The sequence below is a fragment of the Pseudoclavibacter sp. Marseille-Q434 genome (genome assembly GCF_050315415.1).
Classification (GTDB): domain Bacteria; phylum Actinomycetota; class Actinomycetes; order Actinomycetales; family Microbacteriaceae; genus Pseudoclavibacter.
Genome location: NZ_JBNPQH010000001.1, coordinates 485,067 through 509,483, shown reverse-complemented (window position 1 = coordinate 509,483; position 24,417 = coordinate 485,067). Strand labels below are relative to the sequence as shown.

The window sequence follows — 24,417 nt, the reverse complement described above, 5'->3', positions numbered from 1 at the left end:
TAACCTGGACCCATGGCTGAGCTCTCGCTGGAACTCGCGGCACTTGCCGTGGCCGCTGTCCCCGACCTCGATGTGGCTGCGGCCCTCGAGCACACGTATGGGGCGCACGGCGACTTCGACGCCGCTCTGCTGACGCTCGCGGACGGCGAGACGATCATCGCTCGGCGCCCGACGTCGTCCGCCGCGGCTCAGGAGCAGCTGGCCGACGTGCGTGCGCTGGCCGTGTTGACACCCGGGATGCGCAGCCGACTCCCGTTCCAGGTGTCCGAGGTGCTCGGCAGCCTGGCCGGTCAGCGCGAGCGGGTCGCCGTGTACACGTATCTGCGCGGGATCCCCGCCGACCAGGAGACGCTCGAGCCCGGCACGCTCTTCCTCGTGAGCCTCGGTCGTGCCATCGCCGCCATCCACTCTCTTCCGAAGGGGCCCGTCGAGGCCGCGGGCATGCCGACGCTCACCGCGACTGAAGCGAGGCAGGCCGCCGCGCAGACGATCGCCCGAGCGAAGGAGACCGGCCGTCTTCCGGTGACGCTGGACCGCCGGTGGTCGGCGGCCGTCGACGACGATTCGCTCTGGCAGTTCCAGCCGACGGTCATCCATGGGGCGCTCGGGCTCTCGTCGATCATCACCGACGGCAATCAGGTGCGCGGTGTTCTCGGTTGGAGTGACCTGCGCGTCGGCGATCCTGCTCGAGACCTCCACTGGATCTCGTCCCTCGATGGCGCTATCGCTCGCGGGATTCTCGATGAGTACACGGACGAGGCCCCCGGGACCGTGGATCGGCAGCTTCGACAGCGCGCGCTGCTCTACGCAGAGCTCGAGCTCGCCCGCTGGCTGCTCCACGGCGTGGATGCCGGCGACGCGGACATCATCTCGGACGCGGAGGGGATGCTCGACTCTCTGGTCGACCGCATCCACCGTGCGCCCGCTCAGCCGCTGGTCCACGAGACGCTTCCTGTGCTCGATATCGCCGAGGTGCAGGAGCTCTTGAAGGAGGCCGCTGGTCGCCGCCCGGCGCACCAGCCTGCCACGCAGGACACGGGGAGCGCCGTGCTGACCGGACTGCTGCACGGCGCCGACTCCGGGGCCCCTGCCGGCGTGCATCCTGACGACAGCCCGGAGGTCGACGTCGATCACGCAGCCGAGGACGACCTCGACGACGACACTCCCCCGAACGACTTCATGCAGACGGACTCGCGGCGCTGAGCGCAGCTTCCGCCTCTGCGAGCAGACGTTCGAGCTCTCGGCGCCCTGTGATCTCCGGGACTCGGATCTCCTCGCCTTCGCGGACGTAGACGAGCACGGCGTCGATGAGCTCGGGCGCGATACCGGTGTGCTCGGAGTAGGCGAGTGTGTAGAGCGCGAGCTGCAGCTGACGCTCCCATCGGGCGCTCTCGCCGCTCGGCACGCGACCGGTCTTCCAGTCGACGACCTCGATTCGGCCGTCGTGCTCGAAGACGGCGTCGATCTTGCAGACCACGGTGCGGTCTCCGAGGCGGAACTCGATGGTCTGCTCCACGAGAATCGGGGTCCTGTGCGGCCACGGCGTCTCGAGGAACGCGTCCTGCAGGCGTTCGAGTTCGGCGAAGTCGGCGCCTGACGCGTCCGCGAGGCTGCCAAGTGCCGCGTCTTCCGTGCCGAAGATCTCGGCCATGCCGAGGAGGTCTCCGCCGACGTTGGGCGCAGCGTAGTGAGCCTCCACCCAGGCGTGGAACATCGTCCCGATCCGGGTCTGTCTGAACGGCTTCTGCGGCATCGGGCGTCGCAACTGCGCCGCGATCTCGGCGGGATCGGTGACGAGGTCCTTGAACTTCGAGGCCGCGAAACGTGACGGGAGCTGGATGTGCGTCACCGTGCTGCGGTCGGCGCGTTCCCGGAGGAGGAGGTCGATGCGTCGATCGAGCGCTGCGTCCGGGATCGTCGCGCCGTGCTGAGCACTGGCGACGGCCTCTGCGAGCTCGCCCACCCGCCGACGGCGGGCCTCGGTGAATGGCTGATGCGGCCACGCCACGCTGTCCGCGGCGAGTGATTCCGGCGCATCCTCGAGCGTGTTCTCCGGCGGGGTCTCGATGATGCCCGCGTCGGCGAGCTCGCTGACGAAGGTCGAGACCTTCCGTGGCGCCTTGTGGATGGCGCTCCAGTAGGAACCCGTGATGAGCAGCTCGTGGCGCGCACGCGTGTAGGCGACGTAGGCGAGTCGCCGTTCCTCGTCGTCGTTGCGCTCCCTGATGCGCTCCTTGAGCTCGACCATGAGGTCGGCGAGCTCCTTCTGCGACTCCGCTTCCCGCCAGGGCAGCTCCGGCCGGTCGTGGGCGTCGAGCAGGAGCTCGTACGGGATGGCACCGCGCCGGATCCAGCCGAGGCCGTCGCGTGATGAGCTTGGCATCTCCCCCTCGACACTCCGGGGCACGGCGACGAAGTCCCACTCGAGTCCTTTGGAACCGTGGATGCTGAGCAGCTGCACGACCCCTGGCTCGGCCTGCTCCTGGACGGGGGCGAGCGTGTCGTCCCCCGCGGCGATCTCGACCCAGTCGAGGAACGCGCCCAGATCTGCATCCGGCTCGGCGGACGCGAATGACGCGGCCGCTTCGACGAACGCGTCGAGGTTGCCCACTCTGGCGATGTTGCTGGGGTTCGCGGTCACTTCGAGGTCGAGACCCATGATCGAGATGGTGGTGTCGACGAAGCTGGTGATCGGGAGTCCCGAGTTTCGTCGGAGCTCGGAGATCAGGTCGTTCACCTTCGGGATGCGGCGGAGCGCCTCGTCGCTGAGTTCGGTCAGCCAGGCGTCCGGCTCGTCACGCCTGGCCGCGCCCCGGATGCGGGTGGCGAGGAAGTCGAGCGCCTCCTGCAACGGCACCTCGTCGTCGCCGCTCGCGAGTTCTCGTCGGCTCGCACGGACGTCGTCCGCGAGGGCAGCCATGGTGACGTCCCGGTTGGCGAGGCGCCGCGAGATGTCGTGGATGACCTTCACGTCGGCGAGGCCGAACCGGTACTTCGCGCCGACGAGCAGCCGGATGAGCTCGTTGCCCGCGGTGGAATCGTGCGCGACGCGCATGGCACAGCGGAGGTCGACGACCTCCGGCGAGGAGAGGAGCCCGCCCAAGCCGATGACCCTGTTGGGCACACCGGCACGGGTCAGTGCCGCTGAGAAGAGCGGCAGGAGCTTGCGGGCGCGGAGCAGCACGGCTCCCGAGGGCGGCTTCGTCTCGCCACCGCCGATGCCGACGATGCGGTCGCGCATCCAAGTGGCGACGGCATCCGCCTCATCATCGAGGGTCTCGGGGAACGCCAGCGAGACCGTGCCCGCCGCCGCACCCGGCCGCGTGCCGAGCTGGGTGACGCCGGGGTCATTGGCCTCAGGGAGCCTGGAGGCGACCTGGTTCGCTGCGTCGAGGATGCGCGCGTCGTTTCGCCAGGAGATCGACAGCTGGAAGGTGGGCTCTTCCCCTGGCGGTGCGATGCGCGTTCTGAAGTCGCGGTGGAATCGACGCATGTTGCCGGGGCTCGCGCCTCTCCACCCGTAGATGGACTGCTTCGGGTCGCCGACAGCGAGGACCGGGTGATCGCCGAAGATCGTTCCGAGGAGGCGAGTCTGGCCGACGCTCGTGTCCTGGTATTCGTCGAGGATGACGAACCGGTGCCTGCTTCGCAGCTCCGCGACGACGGCCGGTGTGCCCGCGCAGATCTCCGCCGCGAACGTCACCTGGTCGGAGAACTCGATGAGACCGCGCTTGCGCTTCTCGAACTGGTAGCGCTCGGCGAGCGCGACGAAGATCGGCAGCTCTTCCAGGATGGCGACGGCGTCGGTCACCGGCTTGCTCGGCGTGTTCGCCTTGCCTCGGCCCGGCAGCTGACCGACCCGCCGGAACTCGGCGACGAACGCGTCGCACGCGTCGGCGGAGAGCTGGTTGTCTCTCATCGCCCTCGCGACGTTGAGCGCGAGGGCCGTGATGGCCGCGAGCTGCAGATCGAGCGAGCTGAGGCGTTCGTCGTCGCTCGCGAGCACGACGCTGCGCATGAGCGCGAATGCGGTCATCTCGTCGACGATTCGGGCGTCCGGCTCTTGTCCGATGAGGAGGGCGTTCTCCGAGAACACGCGGTTCGCGAACGAGTTGTAGGTCGACACCTCGGGGGAAGCGAACTCGTCACCCCCGACCAGCCCTTCGCTGCGAAGCCGGGCGAGGGCCAGCTGCACGCGTTCTCGGAGTTCCCCCGCTGCCTTCCTGGTGAAGGTCAGACCGAGGATCTCGGTGGGATGCACGCCCTGAGCGGCCACGAGCCAGACGATGCGCTGCACCATGGTCTGGGTCTTGCCGCTGCCAGCTCCGGCCATCACGAGACTCGGCGCGGGGGGCGCTTCGATGACGAGACGCTGCTCCGGGGTCGGTTCGAGCATTCGCGACGGGTCGTTGTCGGCGAGTGCCAGCGCGATGTCGCCGTGCGTGACGGCTGCTGCGGGCCAGGTGTGCGTCATTCGGTGACCTCCGGTGCGGCGTGCAGTGCGCACGCTCGTCCGCCACCGAACGAGCCGAGGCAGTGCGACTCGAGGTGGGCAAGATAGTGGGCGTCGGCGACGTGGTCGCTGCCTCCCGTCTCACGGGAGGGCTCAGGGATTCCGACCATGCCGAGGGCGACGGTGCGGACGCGGTCGAAGAACTCCGCGGTTGCCGCTTCGTCGAACGGCTGCTGGGTGCGCTCGCTCCACTCGAGTTTCGAGGTCGGCTTCGCGAGGAAGACGAGCTTCGCCTCGTGCACCTCTGCGGCGGGGATCTCCCCTCCCTGGTCGCTTCGCGGGGGAAGCTCGACGGACTGGGGCGGACGATCGACGGGGTCGCTCACCGCTCCCGTCGAGAGGGCGAGCTGGTAGGCGGCAAGCTGCGCGTTCCTGGTCATGGAGTCGTTGGACGGCATCGACTTGCCGGTCTTGAAGTCGACGACGTCGACGGAACCGGCAGCGGTGCTCTCGATGCGGTCGATCTTGCCGCGCAGCACGACCTGGGCGCTGGCGTCGCCCTCGACGCGCACCTCGATGCTGAATCCGCGCTCGGCCCCGAGCAGCGCGCCGCCGCTGAGACTGACGCGGTGCAGGTAGGCGGAGAGGTTGCGTACGAGCTCGTCGACCTTCGCTCGAACGGCTTTCTCCTGCCAGGGTGCGTCGAAGTCACTCGAGCGCAGGCGCGCCTGCGCGAAGGCCGTTCGAGCCTCCAAGCTGGGGAAGTCGAACTCGGCGGCCGCGTGCACGATGTTGCCGACGTTCATACTCTCGCTCGTGCTCCCGCCTCCGTGCGAGCTCACGAACCAGTTCACGCCGCAGTCCTCGAAGCTCTCGATGCTGGACGGCGAGACCGGGATGCTCGCGTCGGGGTCGGACGGGTCGTGCAGTGGCCTGCCGGTGGTAGGCGGCAGGAGTCCGTACCAGTCGGCCGGGTCCGCGCCGGGCACGCCCTCCGCCGAGAGCTTCGCGAGACCTGCCGCGCCGGAGGTCTCGACCCCGTCGACGATCGCGGCACGACGCAGCTCGCCGACGAGGCCACGCAGGGTCAGGGACCCGAGCGCTGCCTGCCCCGGCCCCGCGACCGAGTCGTTCCACGAGGTCGAGGACAGCAGGAAGAACGGCGACGGCGCGCTGTCCTCGCTTTCCTCTGCAGTCAGCAGCAGCCACTCCGAGGACCTGGAGACGGCCTGGGCGAACATGCGTCGCTCGTCGTGCAGTACTTCGAGTCGTCGGTCCACGAGATCGCGAGTGGTGTCGATGCCTCGTTCGAGCTCAGCGAGCTGACCTGCCCCGAGCAGCGAATCGCGGAGACGCAGGTTCGGCCAGACGCCGTCTGAGAGACCGGCGACCACGACGACTCGGAACTCGCGACCGAGCACGGCGGCCGGAGTCGTGACGGTGACCGTGCCGCCGTGCGCGCGACTCGCCAGGGAGTCGGCGGTGACCTCGCTCCCGGTCCACTGCAGGATGAAGTCGTGGATGCCCGCGTCCGGCTGCCGCTCCACGAAGCGCTTGCCGACGTCGAAGAGCGTGACCAGGGCGTCGAGGTGGGCACCGATCTGCTCCGCTCGCGGCCCCGAACCCAGCGCTGCCTCGCGCCACGGTCTCGCGAGGCCGAGGCGCTCCCACACGGCGAACAGGACCTCGTCGGCCGCGATGCTGCGCTGCTGGCCACTCGCGGCTTCGATCTCGGCTGCGACTGCACGGATCACCGAACCCAGCTGCTGGAGGGCCCGCGTCGCGCTGCGTCCGCTTGCCGAGCCGCCTGTCGCCAGCAGGCGCTCGAATGTCGCCGAGACGGGCGCGTCCGGGTCGGTCAGGAGGCGGAGGCCGGCAACGCGGGAGACGGCCTCGACGAGCAGCTCGTCGGCGGCGCGGTTTCCCCCCGCCGCGATCTCGTCCAGCCGCAGGGCACGCCGGACTCGCCGCAGCTGCACGGGATCGATCGCGAAGACCGGTGAGGCGGCGAGCTCCGCGATGGCTTCCGGGGTGAGCTCATCAGCCCCGCTCGCGATGGCCGCAAGACGAACCACCGCCTGCACCGCCTTGTCTCTCGCCGCGGGAAGGGCCTGCGAGGAACTCGTCGGCACTTCCAGCTTCGCGAGCTGGCGGCGCAGCGACTCGATGCTGCCACCGCGGCGCGTGATGACCGCCATGTCATCCCAGGGCACGTCGTGAAGGAGGTGCAGTTCACGGAGGTAGTCGGCGATCCCACGGCACTCGGCCGCCGCCGACGTGGCGGAGAAGCGAGCCACCGTCGGTGGGGCGGCCGGCGTTCGGGCGGCCGCCGCTGAGGCACCGGCCCGAGCCGCATCCGCCCCTCGGTGTCCGGATTCTCGCTGCACGCCGATGCCCTCCGTGACACGCCGCACGAACGCTCTGAGCTCCGCACCCCCTCGATGCACGGTGCCGAGGACGAGCCGAATCGGCGCCGCGAGCGCGCCGCGCGTCTCTCCGCGCCAGTCTGCCGCCAGTTCCGGTCTCGAACCGCGGAAGCCACCCGTCGTGATGTCGGGGTCGCCGAACGAGACGATGCGCACGCCTCGCAGGGCGAAGGCCGCGAGGAGCCTTCGCCCCGACTCGGTGAACTCCTGGACGTCGTCGACCAGGAGGAGCTTGAGCTCGGCGAAGGCGTCGAGGCTGGCCGCGGAGTGCACGAGACTGGCCGCTTCGAGCACGATGCCAGGCGTGTCGAACGCGTTCGGCTTCGCCTGCTCGATGCTCTCGCGGAACTGTCGTGCGACCGCCGCAGCACCCGACCACACGGGCCTGAGATGGGCGAGCTCCTCGAGTCGCTCCGGTGTCACGTCGTACTCCGACATGGCGGCCAGGAGGTCGCGCAGCTCGGCCCTGAAGCCACGCAGCCCGATCGTCTCCGGGGTCACGGGCGGTGCCCATTCGACGGGCGCCGCGTGCAGCCCCTCCGGGACGGCCGCGGCGCGCGCCTCGAGGTCGCTCTGGATGAGCTCGGCCAGGATCGTGTCCTCGTCGGCGCCCGTGAGCAGCTGCGGGGCCTGCATACCGCGCCTCGCGCGGTCGGCACGCACGATCTCGAAGGCGAGCGACTCCGGCGTGCGCGCCATGGCACCAGGGGTGCTGACCGCGAGTCGCTCGGCGATGCTCTCGCGGAGCCGTGCAGCGCTGCGTCGGTCGGGGGTCAGCGCAAGCACCTCGGTGGTGCGGAGGCCGTCCACGAGGACGCGCCGCGCGAGCATCTCGATGAGCGTCGTCGTCTTCCCCGAGCCCGGGGCACCCACAACGCTGAGATGCGACGTCTCGTCAGCCTCGAGAACGGCCATCTGCGTGGCGTCGAGGAGCACTGCATCGAGCACTGGTCCGGAAGTCATGCAGTCACGGTATCCCGGGGCACCGACATTCGACGCGCAGCCATGGCCGCAGTCCGACGTGGCCAGCACGCGTTGCGCCCACGGCGAAAGACGAGGCGAATGCGCGCGAGCCCGGCGGCCTGCCGGTAGCCTTGCCAGACACCCGTTCGCATCCGAAAGGCGCCAAGTGGAAGTTCGCATCGGCATCAAGCACGCCCCACGAGAGCTCTCGTTCGAGACCGATCTCACCAAGGACGACTTCGAGCGCATCATCGAAGAGGCAGTCGCGAAGGAAGCAGCCATCGTGAAGCTGCACGACTCGAAGTCGCGCTCCTACCTCGTCGCGACAGAGAACATCCTCTACGTGGAGCTCTCCGGCGACCAGGCTCGCCGCGTCGGCTTCATCGCCTAGACCACCACCATGGAACTCATGTTCGCGGGCCTTGCGGGAATCCTGCTCGGTGTGGCTGTGCAATTCGCGGCACCCCATCGGGCCACGCGGGGCACGGTGCTCCTTCCCGCGCTGGGCGGCATCGTCGCGCTCGTGGCCTGGCAGGCGCTCACCTGGCTCCAGGGCCCAGCGCCATGGCTCGCCTATGACGGAGGCTGGATCTGGGTCATCACCCTCGTTGTCGCCGCGGTCGTGACCATCGCCGTCGGCTGGACGCTGAGCGCTCGCCGCCAGCACGATGACGACGACCTGCTGCACCGTCTCAGCCACCTCGGCCGCGCGCAGACGACCACGTCGTAGGCGAGTCGGTCTCCCGCTCGCCGCAGACGATCAGGCCCCCGTGTCCCGACACTCCGACTGGAGTGGCCGGGCCGGGGGCCTTCGCCGTGCCCCGATACAGGGGCAGGGTCGTGCAGGTCCGTCAGGCAGCGAGCCCGAGTGTGTTCATCCGCCGGGAATGACCGGCGTACAGCACCGACGCGAGCTTCTCGAGCTGCGCTTCCCCGTCGGGGATGAGGGCATCTCCACTCGCTCCCAGCGGCACGTCGAGGGCGAGCCTGATCGCGAGCACGGTGTCGCCGACGATGCGGCGTCCCCACATCGCGAGTCGGTCGCCGAGGCCGTCTTCGTAGAGGATGGCCGCCTCGATCACCGGCAGCAGCTGATCCCGCTCCTCGTCGGTGATGAAGACGGCCGCAAGCGCCGCCCGGTACTGCTCGCCGCCCTGCTCGGCAACCTCCCCGAAGAAGTCGCGGAAGAAGCCGGACGAGAGGTGGCAGCTCAGCAGACGCTGCGCCCAGTCGTGCCCGAGCACTCGTTCCGGGTAGCCGGAGAAGTGCTCGGCAGCCTCGCCGATGCGCGCGATGGACGTCTGCTCCGCCGCGGCCTCTGCACCGCCGAGCAGGGTCCTGTGCCGCTCGAGCGCGGCGTTGGCGGCCGCTCCGATGTGCTGCTTGTTGGCGAGCGCGGGCGCTTCGTTGACGATGGCCGACAGCTCCTGGAACAGCAGCAGCTCGAGGTACGCGGCGCGCGCGACAAGCACGTCGACGGGAACCAGCAGGTCTCCCAGCGACGTTGCTGGCTTCGGCGCGGATGCCGGGGCTGCGTCGTCCTGGGATCGGTCTCCGCTGCGCCTTCCGAATACTGGCTTCACACGCACATCCTATGCGCCAGACGAGTCCGTCCTGGTGCAGCTCCTGGCCGGTCCGCGTCAGGCGTTTTCGGTCCCCGCCGATGTCCGGAGGACCAGAAAGCAGCTATTCGCTAGACTGTGGCGATGCCGCGACCGCGGCCGTTCGGCGCCCTTCGACTTCCCGGGCGCATCCCACAACTGCAGACAGGGCGTTTCACTCGTGAAGTTCTCCGACCTTTCCATCGATGCCGACATCGTCTCGGCCCTCGAGGGACACGGCATCACCGAGCCGTTCCCCATCCAGGAGCAGACGATTCCTCTCGCGCTGAGCGGGCAGGACATCATCGGCCAGGCCAAGACCGGCACTGGCAAGACCTTCGGCTTCGGCCTCCCCCTCATCCAGCGCCTCGGCCTCGACCCCGCCCATGGCGTGCAGGCGCTGGTCGTCGTGCCCACCCGCGAGCTCGCGGTCCAGGTCTACGAAGACCTCGAGATCGCCGTCTCCGGTCGCACCACGACCGTCGTCCCGATCTACGGCGGCAAGGCGTACGAGGGCCAGATCGAGCAGCTCAAGGCCGGCGCCCAGATCGTCGTCGGCACCCCGGGCCGTCTCCTCGACCTCGCGCAGCAGCGCATGCTCAACCTCTCCAACGTGCGCGAGATGGTGCTCGACGAGGCCGACAAGATGCTCGACCTCGGCTTCCTCTCCGACATCGAGCGCCTCTTCGCGCAGACGCCGGCGACCCGCCACACCATGCTCTTCTCCGCGACGATGCCCGGGCCGATCGTCGCCCTCGCCCGCCGCTTCATGACGAAGCCGATCCACATCCGCGCGACCGACCCGGATGAGGGCATCACGCAGGCGAACATCGAGCACGTCATCTACCGCGCCCACCCGCTCGACAAGGACGAGATGATCGCCCGCATCCTGCAGGCCGAGGGCCGCGGGAAGACCGTCATCTTCACGCGCACCAAGCGCGCAGCGGCAAAGCTCATGGAGGAGCTCACCGACCGTGGCTTCAAAGCCGCCGCCGTCCACGGCGACCTCAACCAGGAGCAGCGTGAGCGTGCCATGGCGGCGTTCAAGGCCGGCAAGAAGGACGTGCTCATCGCGACCGACGTCGCGGCTCGGGGCATCGACGTCGACGACGTGTCGCACGTCATCAACCACACGATCCCGGAGGATGAGAAGGCCTACCTGCACCGTGTGGGCCGCACGGGTCGTGCCGGCAACACGGGCATCGCCGTGACCTTCATCGACTGGGACGACCTGCACAAGTGGGCGCTCATCTCGAAGGCGCTTGAGCTCGGAGCGGAGGAGCCCGTCGAGACGTACTCCTCCTCCCCGCACTTCTACGCCGACATGCGCATCCCGGAAGGCACGAAGGGGCGCATCGCCGCGCCGAAGCGCGAGGTGCAGTCGCCCGGCAGCCGCCACAGCTCGAGTGAGCGCAACGAACGCAGCGAACGCGGCGGCTCTTCGACGCGAGGCTCGTCGGAGCGGCCCGCACGTTCACGCTCGCGTCGCCGCAGCGACGACTCGAGCGCCGCTCCGGAAGGCCAGGCGCCGGCAGCGCAGGCCGCGTCCGGGGAGCAGCCTGCCGCCGAGGCCGGGGCAGAACGCCCCGCTCGGCGACGTCGTCGTCGTCGCGGCGGTGGAGCCGGCAGCGAGTCAGGCGCCTCTCGCCAGGAGTCGCAGCCCAGCGAGTAGTCGCAGCTCAGCGGGCATCCGCGGCGCGCCGAGATGATCGCTGCACGAATGCAGACGGCGCCGAGCACCAGCTCGGCGCCGTTCGCCTCCCCGGCGACGCCGCCGCCCGTCGCCGATCTCAGGCTGGTCAGAGCGGGGTAGCTCCGCCGATCACTGGACCGCTGCCCGTCGCCTGCTCCAGGATCCGCTCCAGCTGCTCGGGCGCCGTCGTGTTCTCGCCGAGTCGGTTCGGCTTCCCCGCACCGTGGTAGTCGCTCGACCCCGTGACGATGAGGTCGTGCTCTGCCGCGATGTCCAGCAGGAGGCGCCGGCTCTCCGCATCGTTCTCCCTGTGCCCCACCTCGAGCCCGCCGAGGCCGGCCTGCACCAGCTGCTCGAGGACGTCGGCTGCCATTCCCCGCCTTCCCCTCGATCCCGGATGCGCGAGCACGGGCACCCCACCGGCCCTCCGGATGAGCCTGACGGCGTCGAACGGGCTGGGAGCGTAGTGCGCGACGTAATAGCCGCCTCTCCAGTGCAGGATGGTCTCGAACGCGGCGACACGGCTCTCGACGATGCCCTTGGACACCAGCGCATCGGCGATGTGCGGACGGCCGACCGTCGCGCCGGGCTCCGTGACGGCGAGCACGTCGTTCCAGTCCAGGTCGTGGTCGCCGCCGATCATCTGCACCATCCGCTCGGCACGCGAGACTCTGGACTCTCGTACCTGCTGCATCTCCGCCAGCATGACATCGTTCGCGGGGTCGATGAGGTAGCCCAGCACGTGAATGCTCGCGTGGTTCAGCTGGGAGGAGAACTCGATACCTGGGATGAGCGTCATGCCCGTCTCCCGCGCCGCGACGCTGGCATCCGCCCAGCCCGCCGTCGTGTCGTGGTCGGTGAGGGCGATGACGTCGAGGCCCGCCCTCGCCGCCTGCCGCACGACGTCACCAGGCGACTCGGTCCCGTCTGAGACCACCGAGTGGGTGTGGAGATCGATGCCTGGCTTGTCGGAGGGGGTCATGCTTCGATCAAATCACAGGGGGTCCGGAAGTGAACGCCACGCGCCTCCCAGGCTCTCTTCGGCTCTGGGGCTACGCTGAGGCGGTCATGCCGCGCAGCTCTTCACACCCCAGACGTTCCTCTCTCGCCGGCCACCGTGCAGCGGGGATCCTCCTCGGGCTGGTCGCGCTCGCCGCGGCGATCGTCCTCGGCTGGCCGCAGCTGCTCGACCTGCAGCGCGCGCCGCTGGTGGCCCAGGCGATCTCGTTCCGGCTGCCCGTGGCCATCGGGGCGACGGCGATCCTCCTGCTCCTGCTCATTCCGGTCCTCGCCTCTCGGAAGGCGCGCGCGGTCCTCGGGATGACCGCTCTGGTCATCGCGCTGTTCGTCGCGTCGACGGTCGCTGTGCTCTTCGACCGGGGCCTCGGTGCTCCCCTCGCCGCGAGCGACGCGCCGGGGTCCATCAACATCCTGAGCTGGAACACGCGCGGCGACGCTCCCGGCTCCCCCTCGATCGCCGAGCTCGCCGTGGAAGTCGGTGCGGATGTCGTCGTGCTCCCGGAGACGACCGAGGAGCTGGGCGTGGAGATCGCCGCACAGATGTCCGAGGCCGGCTCACCCATGTGGGTGCACACCCAGACCATCGATGAGGACTACAAGGCCACGTCGACGACGCTCCTCATCTCTCCGGACCTCGGCGACTACGAGGTCGTCACCGACCGCGGTGATACGAGCACGCTTCCGACGGTCATCGCGGTCCCGGTCGACGGCAGCGGCCCCACGATCATCGCCGCGCACCCCGTCTCGCCGACGCCGGGCAACATGGAGGCATGGAAGGCCGACCTGGAATGGCTCGCGGCGCAGTGCACGAGCAACACGATCGTCGCCGGCGACTTCAACTCGACGCTCGACCACCTCTCGGGTCTTGGAGAGAGTGGCGCCAGCCAGCTCGGCTCGTGCGCGGATGCGGCGCTGGCGACGGGCAACGGCGCCGTGGGCACCTGGACCGCGGGAGTGCCTCCGCTGCTCGGTGCCAACATCGACCGTGTCATGGCGACGCCGGAGTGGAGCGTCACGGGCTTCGAGGTGGTGGTCTCCCGCGACGACGCCGGCAGCGACCACCGGCCGGTGTTCGCGCAGCTTTCCCCGTCGTCGCTGAGCTGACGCGCCTTCTCATCGAGAGCGCCTCGACGGTGACCGCGTCGTCCAGTTTTCCGCGCGACAATGGTGGGGTGACTACCTCCGACCGCTCCCGCACCCTGTCCGCCACAGCACCTGCCACAGCATCCGCCACGGAGGCGGCATCGGCCGTGGACGAAGGCGCGCAGGCTGTCGAAGCGCCTGCCAACGAGAACCGCAGCACGACGCCGAAGAGCGACGTGTTCCGGTCGCAGATCATGCGCGGCTGGGCAGAGCGCGACGAGCCGCTGCCGGAGGCCCGAGTGTCGGTGCCGACAGCCGCCGCCCACCGCGACGCGATCTCCGCACGTCATCGGGGCGCGCGGCTTGTGATCCCAGCGGGGAGTCTGAAGCAGCGCTCGAACGACACCGACTACCGCTTCCGAGCGCACTCCGCCTTCTCGCAGCTGACGGGGTGGGGCTCGGACGCCGAGCCTGGCGCCGTCCTGGTGCTCGACCCCGTCGACGACGGCCACGACGCGACGCTGTACTTCCGCGAACGCGCCGGCCGTGACAGCGACGAGTTCTACGCGAACTCCGAGATCGGCGAATTCTGGATCGGCCCACGGCCGTCGCTCGCGCAGACCGCCGCCGACCTCGACGTCGCGGCTCGGGATCTCGCCGAGTTCTCCGAGCTCGGTCTGGTGACGGACGCGCGCACGCTCGTGCTTCGCGAGGCCGATGCTGCGCTCACGGACCGAGTCGACGAGGCTCGGCGCACCATGTCGCTCCCCGACGCCGAGTTCGATGAGCTCCTCGCCGACGACGCCCTCCTCGCCCAGGACCTCAGCGAGCTCAGGCTTGTGAAGGATGCCTACGAGATCGGCCAGATGCGCGTGGCCGCGGGCTTCGACGACATCGTCGCGGCGCTGGCGCAGGCGTCGGCCCATCCGCGCGGTGAGCGGATCGTGGAGGGCGTCTTCCAGCAGCGGGCGCGCCTCGAGGGCAACGACGTCGGCTACGACACCATCGCGGCCTCCGGGAGCCACGCCTGCATCCTCCACTGGACGAAGAACTCCGGCGCGGTGCGCCCAGGCGAGCTGATCCTCGTGGATGCGGGGGTCGAGGTCGACTCGCTGTTCACGGCGGACATCACGCGGACGATCCCGGTGACGGGACGGTTCAGCGCGGAGCAGCGCCTCGTGTACGAGATCGTCCTCGAGGCCGCGGATGCCGCGTTCGCGATCGTTCGCCCGGGGATCACGTTCCGCACGATCCATGACACGGCGATGGAGGTCATCGCCAAGCGCACGCAGGAGCTCGGCATGCCGCTGGGGGTCGGCGAGACGGACCCCGCCGAGCAGCTGTACCGCCGCTACATGGTCCACGGCACGAGCCATCACCTCGGCATCGACGTGCACGACTGCGCGAAGGCGCGCCGCGAGCTCTACCTCGACGGCGTGCTCGAGGCGGGCATGGTGTTCACGATCGAGCCGGGGCTGTACCTGCAGCCGGACGACCTCACGGTGCCAGAGCAGCTCAGGGGCATCGGCGTGCGCATCGAGGACGACATCCTCGTCACGGCCGACGGCGCCGAGAACCTCTCGTCAGCCATTCCGCGGACGGTTGCGGATGTCGAGTCGTGGTTCGCGAGGCTTCACGGCGAATAGCGGCGGGGCCGCTGGCTCAGGACGTGCCGTTGGCCCCCGGCCGTCCCTGGTCTGCCTGCTGGGAGCGCTTCTCGCGCTCGAGCCGCCGCAGCTCGGCCTGCGCTTCTGAGTAGGTGCGGCGGGGCGCTGCGGGGGCAGCTTCGGTGTCCGTGCTCGCCGCGTCAGCTGCCGGCGCGTCGAGCCCGGGCTGCTGCGCGGGAGGTGCGGCGGGCGGCACGTGAGCCGGCGCCTGCTGGGCTGGCACCGCAGCGGCAGGTGCCTGCTGCGTGCCGAGGAGACCGCGCGCCTTCCCGGCGTGCTCCCGCGGCACGACGACGTCGAAGTGCGTCGCGACGACCTGCATGACCGAGGTGAACTGCCGACGCTGCGGGTTCGCCGCGTATCCGATGACACTCCAGATCACGGAGAAGCCGATCGCGACCGGCAGGATCGCGATGAGGGTCTCGAAGCCGACCCCGGGCGTGACGATGAGCACGAGCAGCCCGACGAAGAGACCGAGCATGACGCCCGTGCCGACAGCACCGAGCGCCGCCTTGCCGAACGACATGCGGCCCGTGACCCGCTCGACGGTGCGCAGGTGACTGCCGAGGATCGAGACCGTCGAGACCGGGAAGTCCTGCTTCGCGAGACCGTCCACGACGGCGCGGGCTTCCTCGTAGCTCTCGAGGCTCGCGATCACGTCGCCCTCTGGGACCTTCGGGAACCGACTGCGCGCGCCACGTGTCGTCGTGCCTGGGGTTGTCATGCCGCCATTCTCTCAGCACGCCAGTAGGAAACGCGGCGGCCCGGTCACATGTTCGCTCTCGGCTGGCGAGCCCTCACGGGCGACTACCATTGGCCCGTGAGCGTCTCCAAGGTCTTTACAGCGCGACTTTCCGCGTGCCCCGTCTTCGACGAGGACGGCGACCGCATCGGCAAGGTGCGCGACGTCATCGTCGAGTACCGCGCAGCGCACTCCCCGCGCGTCAACGGGCTCGTCGTCGAGACGAAGAGCAAGCGACTCATCTTCATCCCGATCCGTCAGGTCGAGTCGATCGGCTCGGGGCAGATCGTCGTGAGCGGTGAGATCGACTCGCGCCCGTTCGTGCAGCACGGGCAGGAGGTGCGTGTGCTCGCGGACCTCGCTGACCGCTCCGTGACCTTCAACGACGGGACGGCGACTGGCACCATCGAGGATGTCCAGATCGAGGAGGACGCGCAGGGGTACTGGAACGTGGGCCAGCTGTTCGTCCGCCTGCCTCGCAAGAGCAAGCAGCTCTTCGGCACCGGCCCGACGCGCTTCGCGACGTGGGACGAGGTCACTCCAGAGGTGACGCTCGGTGAGCAGCAGGCGGCGACCCAGTTCCTCACGGCTCACTCCGACATGAAGCCGAGCGACTTCGCGACAGCGCTCCTCGATCTGCCGGATGCACGCCTCAAGGAGGTCGTGAGCATGCTGCCGGACGAGCGGCTCGCGGATGTGCTCGAGGAGATGCGGGAGTCCGACCAGGTGACGATCATCGAGTGGCTCGATGAGGAGCATGCGGCTGACGTGCTCGACAAGATGCAGCCTGATGACGCCGCCGATCTCGTGGCCAAGCTGGACGCGGTCAAGAGCGAGGCGCTCCTGCAGCGAATGGACCCGGAGGAGGCGGAAGAGGTCCGCATGCTCCTCGAGTTCGCACCGGACACCGCTGGTGGTCTCATGACCACCGATCCCGTCATCCTCCCCGGGGACGCCACGGTGGCAGAGGCGCTCGTGCTGATCCGCCGGAAGGACCTCCCGGCTGCTCTCGCGACCAGTGTCTTCGTGACCCTCTCCCCCTACGAGCCGCCGACCGGCCGGTACCTCGGCCTCGTGCACTTCCAACGGCTCCTCAGATATCCGCCGCACGAGCGCCTCGACACCATCCTCGACCGCGAGATGGAGCCAGCGCCGACGACGATGCGCGACGCCGAGGTTGCTCGTGTGCTCGCGAGCTACGACCTCGTCGCGCTGCCCGTCATCGACGAGGCGCACCGCCTCGTGGGCGTCGTGACGATCGACGACGTCCTCGATCACCTCCTGCCAGAGGACTGGCGACAGGTCGACGCGGAAGGCGAGGTCGTGCCCAGCCGCGTCTCGCAGCGTGTCGGCACGAAGCGCGCCGTCACCGCCCCCGCGAACTCTCCAGTGGTCCGGAGGACTCATGGCACGTCGTGAAGACGATCTCGAGCGCCCGAAGGTCAAGGGCCTCCACCTCCGTCGGCCGCGCCCGAAGCCGAGGCGTGACGCTCGTGGAGACGACTCAGAGAACCGCGACCACGAGCGCAGCGATGCGTTCGGCCGCGGCATGGAGGCGTTCGCCCGAGCCATGGGCACCCCCGCCTTCCTCGTCGGTCTGTCGCTGTTCGTCATCTTCTGGGTCGTGTGGAACTCGATGGCACCCATCGAGCTGCGCTTCGACTCCGCCGACCTCGGCTTCATCGCCCTCACGCTCATGCTCTCGCTCCAGGCGTCCTACGCGGCCCCCATGCTGCTGCTCGCCCAGAACCGGCAGGATGACCGCGACCGCGTGCAGATCGCGCAGGACCGGCAGCGCGCCGAGCGCAACTCGGCCGACCTCGAGTACCTCGCGCGCGAGATCGTGGCATTGCGCGTCCTGACCAAGGATCTGGCCTCCAAGGACTTCATCCGGGCCGAGCTGCGCGCCCTGCTCGAGGACATCGAGGACCTCGATGATCCCGACGAGGAGGGCTCTGAGACCATCTCGCGCGAAGAGCAGCGGGTCAGCGACTCAGCGAGGCGACGTGCGGAAGCCATCCGGGACAGGAAGCGCGCGGCCAAGTCGGCAGAAGAGCAGGTGTGAGCGGCGTGACCGTCGCTGCGGACATCTGGGGCGCGCTCGGCGAGGTCAGCGACCCTGAGCTGCGTCGACCGCTGACCGAGCTCGGCATGATCGAGCGCGTCGACGAGCGCGGGGACGGGTCGTTCGAGGTCGAGCTCCGCCTCACGATCGTGGGCTGTCCTGCTGCCCGCCAGATCGAGCGGGACGTGCGATCTGCGATCGAGTCGGTCATCGACGGCGCGCCCTACGAGCTCGTGGTGGGCGTCATGACGCGCGAGCAGCGGACCGCGCTCACCGAACGGCTCCGCGGCTCGCGAGCCGGACGCGTGCATCCGTTCGGCAAGGACTCGCTGACGCGTGTCATCGCCGTGACGAGCGGCAAGGGCGGTGTCGGGAAGTCGACGGTGACGGCGAACCTCGCCGCGGCGTTCGCTCGACGCGGGCTCAGCGTGGGCCTCATCGACGCGGATGTGCACGGATACTCGATTCCGGGTCTCTTCGGGTTGGGTGAAGATGTCTCGCCCACTCGGGTCGGCGACATGATCGTGCCGCCTGAGGCGCACGGGGTCAGGCTCATCTCGATCGGCATGTTCCTCGGCGACGACGCGCAGGTGGTCGCGTGGCGCGGCCCGATGCTGCACCGCACGATCGAGCAGTTCCTCACCGACGTGTACTTCGGCGACCTCGACGTCCTGCTTCTCGACCTGCCGCCGGGAACCGGCGACATCGCCATCTCCCTCGGACAGCTGCTGCCGGGAGCCGAGGTCGTCGTCGTCACGACACCCCAGGCCGCGGCGGCCGAAGTCGCGTGGCGCTCGGGTGCGCTCGCCAGGAAGACCGGCCAGCGCGTCATCGGCGTCATCGAGACGATGTCGCCGTTCGCTTCGGCCGACGGTCAGCGTGTCGCGCTCTTCGGAGAGGGCGGCGGAAGGGCCGTCGCTGATCGTCTGAGCGAAGACGGCTCCCCCGTCGAGCTGCTCGCCGAAGTGCCCGTCAGCCAGTCTCTGCGCGAGTCCGGCGATGCAGGCACGCCCCTGCTCCGGCACGCACCGACCACTCCGGCGGGCATCGCCCTGCAGCAGGCGGCGGAAGCGCTGCTCGCCCAGCCGAGGGGGCTCAGCGGGCGCAGGCTGCCCGTGTCGCTCGTCTAGACAGGGCTGGCAGACATGCAGCGCGCCCGAACGCGTGAGCGTCGAAGGGCGTCAGGATCAGGTCGCCTCGCCGTCGAAGGGCACGGGCCCGACCACGGCGGGAGCTGGAGCGGCGCCTGCTGCCCAGCTCGGTCGCGAAGCACCGCCGATCGCGGCGGCGGCTCCTCCAGCGGCCAGCGCCGCGGTGCTCGCAGCCGCTCCTGTCGAGGTCGGCTTCGCGACAGCGGGTTCAGGGGCCACGGGCTCGTCTTCAGCGAGGAGCGCGTCGCGGATGATGCGGCGGGGATCGTACTGTCTGGGGTCGAGCTTGCGCCAGTCGACGTCCGCGAAGTCGTCGCCCATCTCCTCTTTCATGCGCGACTTGGCGTTCGTGGACGCACCACGAAGCCACTTGACCGCATCAGCGAGACGCTCGGCAGCTTTCGGGAGCTTGTCGGGACCGATGATGAAGGCCGCGATAATGCCGATCAACAGCAATTTCTCAAACGTCAGCCCAAACACCGTCCCATCATAGGCTCTGGTCTGCGCCAACACGGCACTCGAGGGACGCCAGCCGGGACTCCCATTCGAGCCCCGAGGGCCAGGCCGACGCTAGTCTTGGAGAATGTCTGAACTGGAGCTCAGCTCGCGCTACATCAACGAGCGAATCGTGGACGATGCCCTCGTCCGGGATGCTCGTCAGCTGACGCTCGAACTCGGACTCCCGCTCCCCTCGGCGGCAGCCGCCGCCCACCTGACGTTCCTCGCCGCCGCCACCGGCGCATCCACGATCATCGAGATCGGCACCGGGGCGGGAGTACTGACCCACGCGGTCTGGCGCGGCGCGCCCGGCGCGACGATCACCTGCATCGATGCCGAGCCCGAGTACCTCGGCCACGCTCGTCGCCTGCTCATCTCGGCGGGTGCGCGAGGCGCGAGCCTCCGATTCATCACGGGCCACCCGCAGGACGTGCTCCCCCGCATGACGGAGGGCGGGTACGACCTCGTCGTCATCGGCGGCGACGTGGCGCACATCGGCGCTCACCTGCAGCACGGACTCCGGCTCATCCGCCCGGGCGGCACGATCGTGGCACTCGGCGCGCTCAATGGCGGCAAGGTGGCATCGCCGGCCCGCCGCGATGCGCTGACGAGCGGCCTCCGCGCGCTCTACGCCGAGTTCGACCTGCAAGACGACCTGCGGCTCTCACTCCTGCCTCTTGACGGCGGGATCCTGCAGCTCACGAAGCTGCGCTAGACAAGAGGACCCCGAGCAGGCACAGCAGACGAGCAGGCACAGCAGAAGGGCGCCGACCGAATGGTCGACGCCCTTCTGCTTCGTGCGGAACGGCTATTCGCCGACGACCGAGCTCAGCGCATCGCGAAGCTCGCGTGCTTCGTCGTCGTTGACGGACACCACGAGGCGCCCGCCACCCTCGAGGGGTACACGGACGATGATCAGCCGTGTTTCGCGGATGGCTTCCATAGGTCCGTCACCAGTACGCGGTTTCATCGCGGCCATAATTGCGCCTCCAAGATTTGTGCAGTGTCCTCCTAGTATCCCAAATTCGTGGACGGAGTGTGCATTCGGCCCTCCGGAATGTGAAAAGTCGTGTTCTGGATGCACGCAGACTTGCGGGGAATCGACGGGGGAACGACCAGAAGCGAGGTGTAGCGTCGAAAGGCGTTGGCGTCGACGACGCCTCCTGCTCTTGCCAGATGATCGAAAGGACTTTCCGTGGCTGAATACACGCTTCCCGACCTTCCATACGACTACGCGGCACTCGAGCCCCACATCTCAGCTCGCATCATGGAGCTGCACCACGACAAGCACCACGCGACGTACGTCAAGGGCGCGAACACGGCCCTCGAGCAGATCGCCGAGGCGCGAGACAGCGGCAACCTCGCGAACATCAACAAGCTCGAGAAGGACCTCGCCTTCAACCTCGGCGGGCACGTCAACCACAGCGTGTTCTGGACCAACCTCTCCCCCGACGGCGGAGAGCCCGAGGGTGGCATCAAGGACGCCATCGACGAGCAGTTCGGCGGACTCGAGAAGTTCCAGGCGCAGTTCACCGCGGTGGCCCTCGGCGTCCAGGGTTCCGGCTGGGCGGTGCTCGGCTACGACCAGACCGGCGGCAACCTGACGACGTTCCAGCTCTTCGACCAGCAGGGCAACATCCCGTTCGGGGTCACGCCGCTCCTCCAGCTCGACGTGTGGGAGCACGCCTACTACCTCGACTACCAGAACGTCCGTGCCGACTACATCAAGGCGTTCTGGAACATCGTGAACTGGAAGAACGTCGGCGAGCGCCTCGAGGCCGCACGCTCCTAGCTCAGCCAGCGGGGCGACCCGCAGACGACGATCGCCGCATCCGTGCTGGATGCGGCGATCGCTGTCTGCGGGCTCGGGCGAGCAGGTCAGCCCTTGGCGACGGCGACGGCCTGCTCGAGGGCCGCGACGCACTGCCCGTCGGTCTGGCGCGTGATCGTCACGACGGTCCTGTCCTCGACGTAGTGGCAGATATCCGCATTGACCGTCTCTCCGTGCACGACGTCTTCGAGCTCGTAGACGGTGCCAGCCCCAAGCGGCTCTGACGCGTACGTGGAGGTCCCGAGACTCTGCCCCTCGGCCGAGCTCTCGAACTCGTCAAACGTCGAGGCCGCGTCAAAATCCTCGCTCGCGGGAATAGTCGCGATGTGCAGCGACGTCTCACGCCACTTCTGCTCGGCAGACTTTACCGGCGTCCAGCTGCAGACATTGTCACTTGCATCCCCGAGCTGGACGAACTCGTCCCCCTGCTGCCCGAAGAAGATGGACCGGAACGTCACGACCTCAGGAGCCAACAGCTCGCCTTTCATGGCCTCAGTGAACTGGTCGCACTGATCCGCTGAGTCGATCGAAGCGACAGCCCAAACCGCAGCGGGCTGCTCCGTCTCCTCGGGCGTCGCCGAGGAGGGAGCGGTGGGTGACGACGTGGTCGTGGGGCCCGCCTCCCCCGGTGTCGCCTGACACCCCGAAAGTGCCAGCATCCCGACCGCCGCGATTACTGCGATCCGCCCCGCCCCGAGTCGTTCCATGTCCTGCTCCCCCGTGTTCTGTCGACGCTGCTGCGTCGGTGCTGTTGCCTGCACTCAATGTAGGGGTTCACCAGGGCTTTCTGTGCCGGAAACGATAACGCTCCGGCCACGGAACGGTGACGTTTTGGACCGGGCTAAGCCGGGGTCCAGTCACCCTCCACGGTGTACCAGCAGATGTACAGCCAGACCAGCTGGCCGACGAGCATGACGACGACCACACCGACCCGGTAGAGCGGTGACTTGGGGATGGCGACCGCGCCGAGAACGGGGAACATCGGCATGAGCAGACGGAAGGTGCTCGACTGCGGGAAGAACACGGCGAACAGGTATGTGAAGTAGCTGAGCAGCCAGATCCTGATCTCGATGCCGAGCCTTCGCATGACCGGGAGCGCGATGACGCCGAGCACGACGACGACGAACAGGACGACGATGATGGCACCGATCGGCTGCCCGAACCAGAACGTCGCACCGTGGAACCAGCCGGTGAATGGCACGAGCTCGATGGGGCCGGTGTAGTGGATGCGCCAGGCCAGCTCAGTGTCGATGTAGGCCGACGGAACGCCGGTGACGGCCCACGCGATGAGGAGCCAGCCGAAGCCGGCGAGCGCCGAGAGCAGACCGGCCGCCATGACCTTGATGACCTCCGGCTTCGGGAAGTCCTCCCGGCCTTTGGCATGCATCCACCAGCGAGCGAGGAAGTACAGGCCGAGCGTCATGGCCCACGCGAGCCCGGTCGGGCGGGTGAAGGACGCGATGACGATGACGGGGAGCATGACGAGCCACTGGCGCTTGATGAGCAGGTACAGCAGCAGCGCGACGAAGAAGTTCTGCGCGCTCTCCGCATAGCCGAGCTGCAGCAGCGGGCTCGTCGGCCCGATGCAGAAGAGCAGCGTCGCGAACGACGTCGTGCTCTTGTCGACGACCAGGGCCAGCGTTCGGTTGAAGACCCATGCCGCGCCGAACCCGAAGGCCGTCGCGACGAGCACCGACGCGATCTCCCAGGGGAGCGTCGTCACGAGCATCAGCGCGCGGACGAGCACGGGGTACACGGGCATGAACGCCCACGCGTTCTCGGTCACCTGCCCTTCGTCGTTCCTCGGCAGGTCACTGGAGTAGCCGTACGGCCCCGTCGCGATGCGCTCGTACCAGGCGGAGTCCCAGAGGTTCGAGAAGGTCCACAGGTCGGGCTTGGCCGGCGACTGCCAGGTCTCCTGCTGCTGCGATGCGAACGCCAGCAGGAACGTGGTCGTCACGACGCGGGAGACGGCGAAGATGATGGCGACCTGCGCAAGCGGCGGCAGGCGATTCCAGTAGTAGGAGAAGTAGGTGGGTCGTGTGTCAGCCGCGACGGTGAAGTCGTCGCGCCCCGTCCTGGCTAGCGTGAGGTCAGCCACGTGCGCAGCCCCTCCTCGACGCGCGTGATCTCGGTCAGCAGCACCCGCTCGTCGTCCGCGTGCGCCTTCAACGGGTCGCCTGGGCCGTAGTTGACGGCCGGGATGCCCAGGGCCGAGAAGCGCGCGACGTCCGTCCACCCGTACTTCGGCTTGGCTTCCGCCCCAACCGCCTCCAGGAAGCCGCGGGCGAGCGGTGCGTCCAGCCCGGGACGAGCGGCGGGAGAGCGGTCCACGAAGTCGAGCTCGAAGTCGCCGAACCACTCTCGGAGCTTGGCCTCGGCCTCGTCGAGCGACTTGTCCGGAGCGAAGCGGTAGTTGACATGCACGACGCACTCGTCGGGGATGACGTTGCCGGCCACTCCCCCTGAGATGCGGACGGCGTTGAGCCCCTCCCGGTAGTTGAGCCCCTCGACGGGAACGGTGGCCGGCTCGAACGCTGCGAGCCTCGCGAGGATCGGCGCCGCCCTGTGGATGGCGTTCTCGCCCACCCAGGCGCGCGCGGAGTGCGCGCGCTTGCCTCTCGTGCGGATGTCGACGCGGATCGTGCCGTTGCAGCCACCCTCGACCTCCCCCTTCGTGGGTTCGCCGAGGATCGCGAAGTCCGCGGCGAGCAGATCGGGTCGCGCATCGGCGAGCCGACCGAGGCCGTTGAGGTCCGAGGCGACCTCTTCGTTGTCGTACCAGATCCAGGTGACGTCGACGGCGGGTTCCGTGAGCTCTGCCGCGAGCCGCAGCTGCACGGCGACACCCGCCTTCATGTCGACGGTGCCGCGACCCCAGAGGTACTCGCCGGCCGGCGTGCCCGGCACGTCCGCGGCCGCCTGCTCGGGCGTCAGCACCTCGCTGCGGGTCGGGAGGTTCTCGTTGATCGGAACCGTGTCGATGTGCCCGGCGATCGCGACCCGCTGCGTGCGACCAAGCGACGTGCGCGCGACGATCGTGTTGCCGAGCCGGAGCACTTCGAGATGCTCGAACGGCGAGAGCGCAGCCTCGATCGTGTCGGCGATCGCCGCCTCGTCGCCAGACACCGACGGGATGTCGCACAGCAGCCTCGTGAGTTCGGTCGAACGTCGCGTCAGATCGATGGCGTCGGCGCTCGCGAGAGAAGACATGCGCTCAAGCC

General features: G+C 68.9%; 21 protein-coding genes. 11 read left to right on the top strand and 10 right to left on the bottom strand.

The window, feature by feature from the left end:
- Positions 1 to 12 precede the first annotated feature (12 nt).
- Positions 13 to 1,203, top strand: a complete 1,191-nt coding sequence (locus ACQFZP_RS02450) for a phosphotransferase (RefSeq protein WP_179556486.1) — start codon at positions 13 to 15, stop codon at positions 1,201 to 1,203.
- On the opposite strand, the gene ACQFZP_RS02445 is transcribed toward ACQFZP_RS02450, so the two are convergent.
- Both ACQFZP_RS02445 and ACQFZP_RS02440 read right to left on the bottom strand, forming a co-directional pair.
- Positions 1,178 to 4,474 carry an ATP-dependent helicase gene (locus ACQFZP_RS02445; protein ID WP_104312283.1) on the bottom strand — a complete coding sequence of 1,099 codons (3,297 nt, stop codon included), beginning with the start codon at positions 4,472 to 4,474 and terminating at the stop codon, positions 1,178 to 1,180. The genes ACQFZP_RS02450 and ACQFZP_RS02445 overlap by 26 nt on opposite strands.
- A complete protein-coding gene (locus ACQFZP_RS02440; protein ID WP_211890218.1) occupies positions 4,471 to 7,842 on the bottom strand; it encodes a UrvD/REP family ATP-dependent DNA helicase in 3,372 nt (1,123 codons plus the stop codon). Before ACQFZP_RS02440 ends, ACQFZP_RS02445 begins: the two co-directional genes overlap by 4 nt.
- A 166-nt stretch (positions 7,843 to 8,008) precedes the next feature.
- Between ACQFZP_RS02440 and ACQFZP_RS02435 the strand changes: the two genes are divergently transcribed.
- The gene (locus tag ACQFZP_RS02435; protein WP_104253871.1) at positions 8,009 to 8,233 is read left to right on the top strand and encodes a DUF3107 domain-containing protein; all 225 of its coding nucleotides are present in this window, start codon (positions 8,009 to 8,011) and stop codon (positions 8,231 to 8,233) included.
- Positions 8,234 to 8,242: 9 nt separating this feature from the next.
- Positions 8,243 to 8,572, top strand: a complete 330-nt coding sequence (locus tag ACQFZP_RS02430; protein WP_211890217.1) for a hypothetical protein — start codon at positions 8,243 to 8,245, stop codon at positions 8,570 to 8,572.
- A gap of 121 nt (positions 8,573 to 8,693) precedes the next feature.
- Here ACQFZP_RS02430 and ACQFZP_RS02425 read toward each other — a convergent pair whose 3' ends face one another.
- Complete coding sequence (locus tag ACQFZP_RS02425; RefSeq protein ID WP_211890216.1) at positions 8,694 to 9,425, bottom strand: ferritin-like fold-containing protein; 732 nt, start codon at positions 9,423 to 9,425, stop codon at positions 8,694 to 8,696.
- A gap of 199 nt (positions 9,426 to 9,624) precedes the next feature.
- On the opposite strand from ACQFZP_RS02425, the gene ACQFZP_RS02420 reads away from it, so the two are divergent.
- A complete protein-coding gene (locus ACQFZP_RS02420) occupies positions 9,625 to 11,115 on the top strand; it encodes a DEAD/DEAH box helicase (RefSeq protein ID WP_104312287.1) in 1,491 nt (496 codons plus the stop codon).
- A 127-nt stretch (positions 11,116 to 11,242) separates the two neighbouring features.
- On the opposite strand, the gene ACQFZP_RS02415 is transcribed toward ACQFZP_RS02420, so the two are convergent.
- Entirely contained in the window at positions 11,243 to 12,118 is an 876-nt protein-coding gene (locus ACQFZP_RS02415; protein ID WP_211890215.1) for a PHP domain-containing protein, read from the bottom strand.
- A gap of 86 nt (positions 12,119 to 12,204) precedes the next feature.
- Between ACQFZP_RS02415 and ACQFZP_RS02410 the strand changes: the two genes are divergently transcribed.
- Positions 12,205 to 13,260 carry an endonuclease/exonuclease/phosphatase family protein gene (locus ACQFZP_RS02410; protein WP_179556482.1) on the top strand — a complete coding sequence of 352 codons (1,056 nt, stop codon included), beginning with the start codon at positions 12,205 to 12,207 and terminating at the stop codon, positions 13,258 to 13,260.
- Between the two features lie 68 nt (positions 13,261 to 13,328).
- Positions 13,329 to 14,885 (top strand): aminopeptidase P family protein, encoded by a 1,557-nt coding sequence (locus ACQFZP_RS02405; RefSeq protein WP_374100738.1) that lies wholly within the window; start codon positions 13,329 to 13,331, stop codon positions 14,883 to 14,885.
- A gap of 16 nt (positions 14,886 to 14,901) precedes the next feature.
- On the opposite strand, the gene ACQFZP_RS02400 is transcribed toward ACQFZP_RS02405, so the two are convergent.
- A complete protein-coding gene (locus ACQFZP_RS02400; RefSeq protein WP_211890214.1) occupies positions 14,902 to 15,630 on the bottom strand; it encodes a general stress protein in 729 nt (242 codons plus the stop codon).
- Between the two features lie 96 nt (positions 15,631 to 15,726).
- Between ACQFZP_RS02400 and ACQFZP_RS02395 the strand changes: the two genes are divergently transcribed.
- Genes ACQFZP_RS02395 through ACQFZP_RS02385 form a run of 3 tightly spaced genes read left to right on the top strand, consistent with a single transcriptional unit; the run spans position 15,727 to position 18,843 of the window.
- Positions 15,727 to 17,067, top strand: coding sequence for a magnesium transporter MgtE N-terminal domain-containing protein (locus ACQFZP_RS02395; RefSeq protein ID WP_104312612.1), 1,341 nt, complete (start codon positions 15,727 to 15,729; stop codon positions 17,065 to 17,067).
- Positions 17,054 to 17,713: a DUF1003 domain-containing protein gene (locus tag ACQFZP_RS02390; protein ID WP_104312291.1), complete on the top strand. Its 660-nt coding sequence runs from the start codon at positions 17,054 to 17,056 to the stop codon at positions 17,711 to 17,713. Before ACQFZP_RS02395 ends, ACQFZP_RS02390 begins: the two co-directional genes overlap by 14 nt.
- Before the next feature lie 5 nt (positions 17,714 to 17,718).
- Positions 17,719 to 18,843, top strand: a complete 1,125-nt coding sequence (locus tag ACQFZP_RS02385) for an Mrp/NBP35 family ATP-binding protein (protein ID WP_374100737.1) — start codon at positions 17,719 to 17,721, stop codon at positions 18,841 to 18,843.
- 57 nt (positions 18,844 to 18,900) lie between these two features.
- On the opposite strand, the gene ACQFZP_RS02380 is transcribed toward ACQFZP_RS02385, so the two are convergent.
- A complete protein-coding gene (locus ACQFZP_RS02380; RefSeq protein ID WP_249312005.1) occupies positions 18,901 to 19,314 on the bottom strand; it encodes a Sec-independent protein translocase TatB in 414 nt (137 codons plus the stop codon).
- Positions 19,315 to 19,447: 133 nt separating this feature from the next.
- Here ACQFZP_RS02380 and ACQFZP_RS02375 point away from each other — a divergent pair, with 133 nt between their 5' ends.
- Positions 19,448 to 20,077 (top strand): O-methyltransferase, encoded by a 630-nt coding sequence (locus tag ACQFZP_RS02375; RefSeq protein WP_104312293.1) that lies wholly within the window; start codon positions 19,448 to 19,450, stop codon positions 20,075 to 20,077.
- A 93-nt stretch (positions 20,078 to 20,170) separates the two neighbouring features.
- Here the strand turns inward: ACQFZP_RS02375 and ACQFZP_RS02370 are convergent, their stop codons facing one another.
- A complete protein-coding gene (locus tag ACQFZP_RS02370; protein ID WP_104253630.1) occupies positions 20,171 to 20,341 on the bottom strand; it encodes a DUF3117 domain-containing protein in 171 nt (56 codons plus the stop codon).
- A 216-nt stretch (positions 20,342 to 20,557) separates the two neighbouring features.
- Between ACQFZP_RS02370 and ACQFZP_RS02365 the strand changes: the two genes are divergently transcribed.
- Positions 20,558 to 21,154, top strand: a complete 597-nt coding sequence (locus ACQFZP_RS02365) for a superoxide dismutase (RefSeq protein WP_211890212.1) — start codon at positions 20,558 to 20,560, stop codon at positions 21,152 to 21,154.
- 86 nt (positions 21,155 to 21,240) lie between these two features.
- On the opposite strand, the gene ACQFZP_RS02360 is transcribed toward ACQFZP_RS02365, so the two are convergent.
- The 3 genes from ACQFZP_RS02360 to dapE all read right to left on the bottom strand — a co-directional run bounded on the left by ACQFZP_RS02360 (position 21,241) and on the right by dapE (position 24,406).
- Positions 21,241 to 21,681: a hypothetical protein gene (locus tag ACQFZP_RS02360; RefSeq protein WP_211890211.1), complete on the bottom strand. Its 441-nt coding sequence runs from the start codon at positions 21,679 to 21,681 to the stop codon at positions 21,241 to 21,243.
- A gap of 353 nt (positions 21,682 to 22,034) precedes the next feature.
- A complete protein-coding gene (locus ACQFZP_RS02355) occupies positions 22,035 to 23,294 on the bottom strand; it encodes a hypothetical protein (RefSeq protein ID WP_211890210.1) in 1,260 nt (419 codons plus the stop codon).
- A complete protein-coding gene (gene dapE, locus ACQFZP_RS02350) occupies positions 23,276 to 24,406 on the bottom strand; it encodes a succinyl-diaminopimelate desuccinylase (RefSeq protein WP_211890209.1) in 1,131 nt (376 codons plus the stop codon). Before dapE ends, ACQFZP_RS02355 begins: the two co-directional genes overlap by 19 nt.
- Positions 24,407 to 24,417: the final 11 nt, after the last annotated feature.

Bases quoted from the DNA above. Each gene is read 5' to 3' on its own strand.
- ACQFZP_RS02450 (WP_179556486.1), top strand. From the start codon at position 13: ATGGCTGAGCTCTCGCTGGAACTCGCGGCACTTGCCGTGGCCGCTGTC.
- ACQFZP_RS02445 (WP_104312283.1), bottom strand. From the start codon at position 4,474: ATGACGCACACCTGGCCCGCAGCAGCCGTCACGCACGGCGACATCGCG.
- ACQFZP_RS02440 (WP_211890218.1), bottom strand. From the start codon at position 7,842: ATGACTTCCGGACCAGTGCTCGATGCAGTGCTCCTCGACGCCACGCAG.
- ACQFZP_RS02430 (WP_211890217.1), top strand. From the start codon at position 8,243: ATGGAACTCATGTTCGCGGGCCTTGCGGGAATCCTGCTCGGTGTGGCT.
- ACQFZP_RS02415 (WP_211890215.1), bottom strand. From the start codon at position 12,118: ATGACCCCCTCCGACAAGCCAGGCATCGATCTCCACACCCACTCGGTG.
- ACQFZP_RS02410 (WP_179556482.1), top strand. From the start codon at position 12,205: ATGCCGCGCAGCTCTTCACACCCCAGACGTTCCTCTCTCGCCGGCCAC.
- ACQFZP_RS02400 (WP_211890214.1), bottom strand. From the start codon at position 15,630: ATGACAACCCCAGGCACGACGACACGTGGCGCGCGCAGTCGGTTCCCG.
- ACQFZP_RS02390 (WP_104312291.1), top strand. From the start codon at position 17,054: ATGGCACGTCGTGAAGACGATCTCGAGCGCCCGAAGGTCAAGGGCCTC.
- ACQFZP_RS02375 (WP_104312293.1), top strand. From the start codon at position 19,448: ATGTCTGAACTGGAGCTCAGCTCGCGCTACATCAACGAGCGAATCGTG.
- ACQFZP_RS02370 (WP_104253630.1), bottom strand. From the start codon at position 20,341: ATGGCCGCGATGAAACCGCGTACTGGTGACGGACCTATGGAAGCCATC.
- ACQFZP_RS02360 (WP_211890211.1), bottom strand. From the start codon at position 21,681: ATGAAAGGCGAGCTGTTGGCTCCTGAGGTCGTGACGTTCCGGTCCATC.
- dapE (WP_211890209.1), bottom strand. From the start codon at position 24,406: ATGTCTTCTCTCGCGAGCGCCGACGCCATCGATCTGACGCGACGTTCG.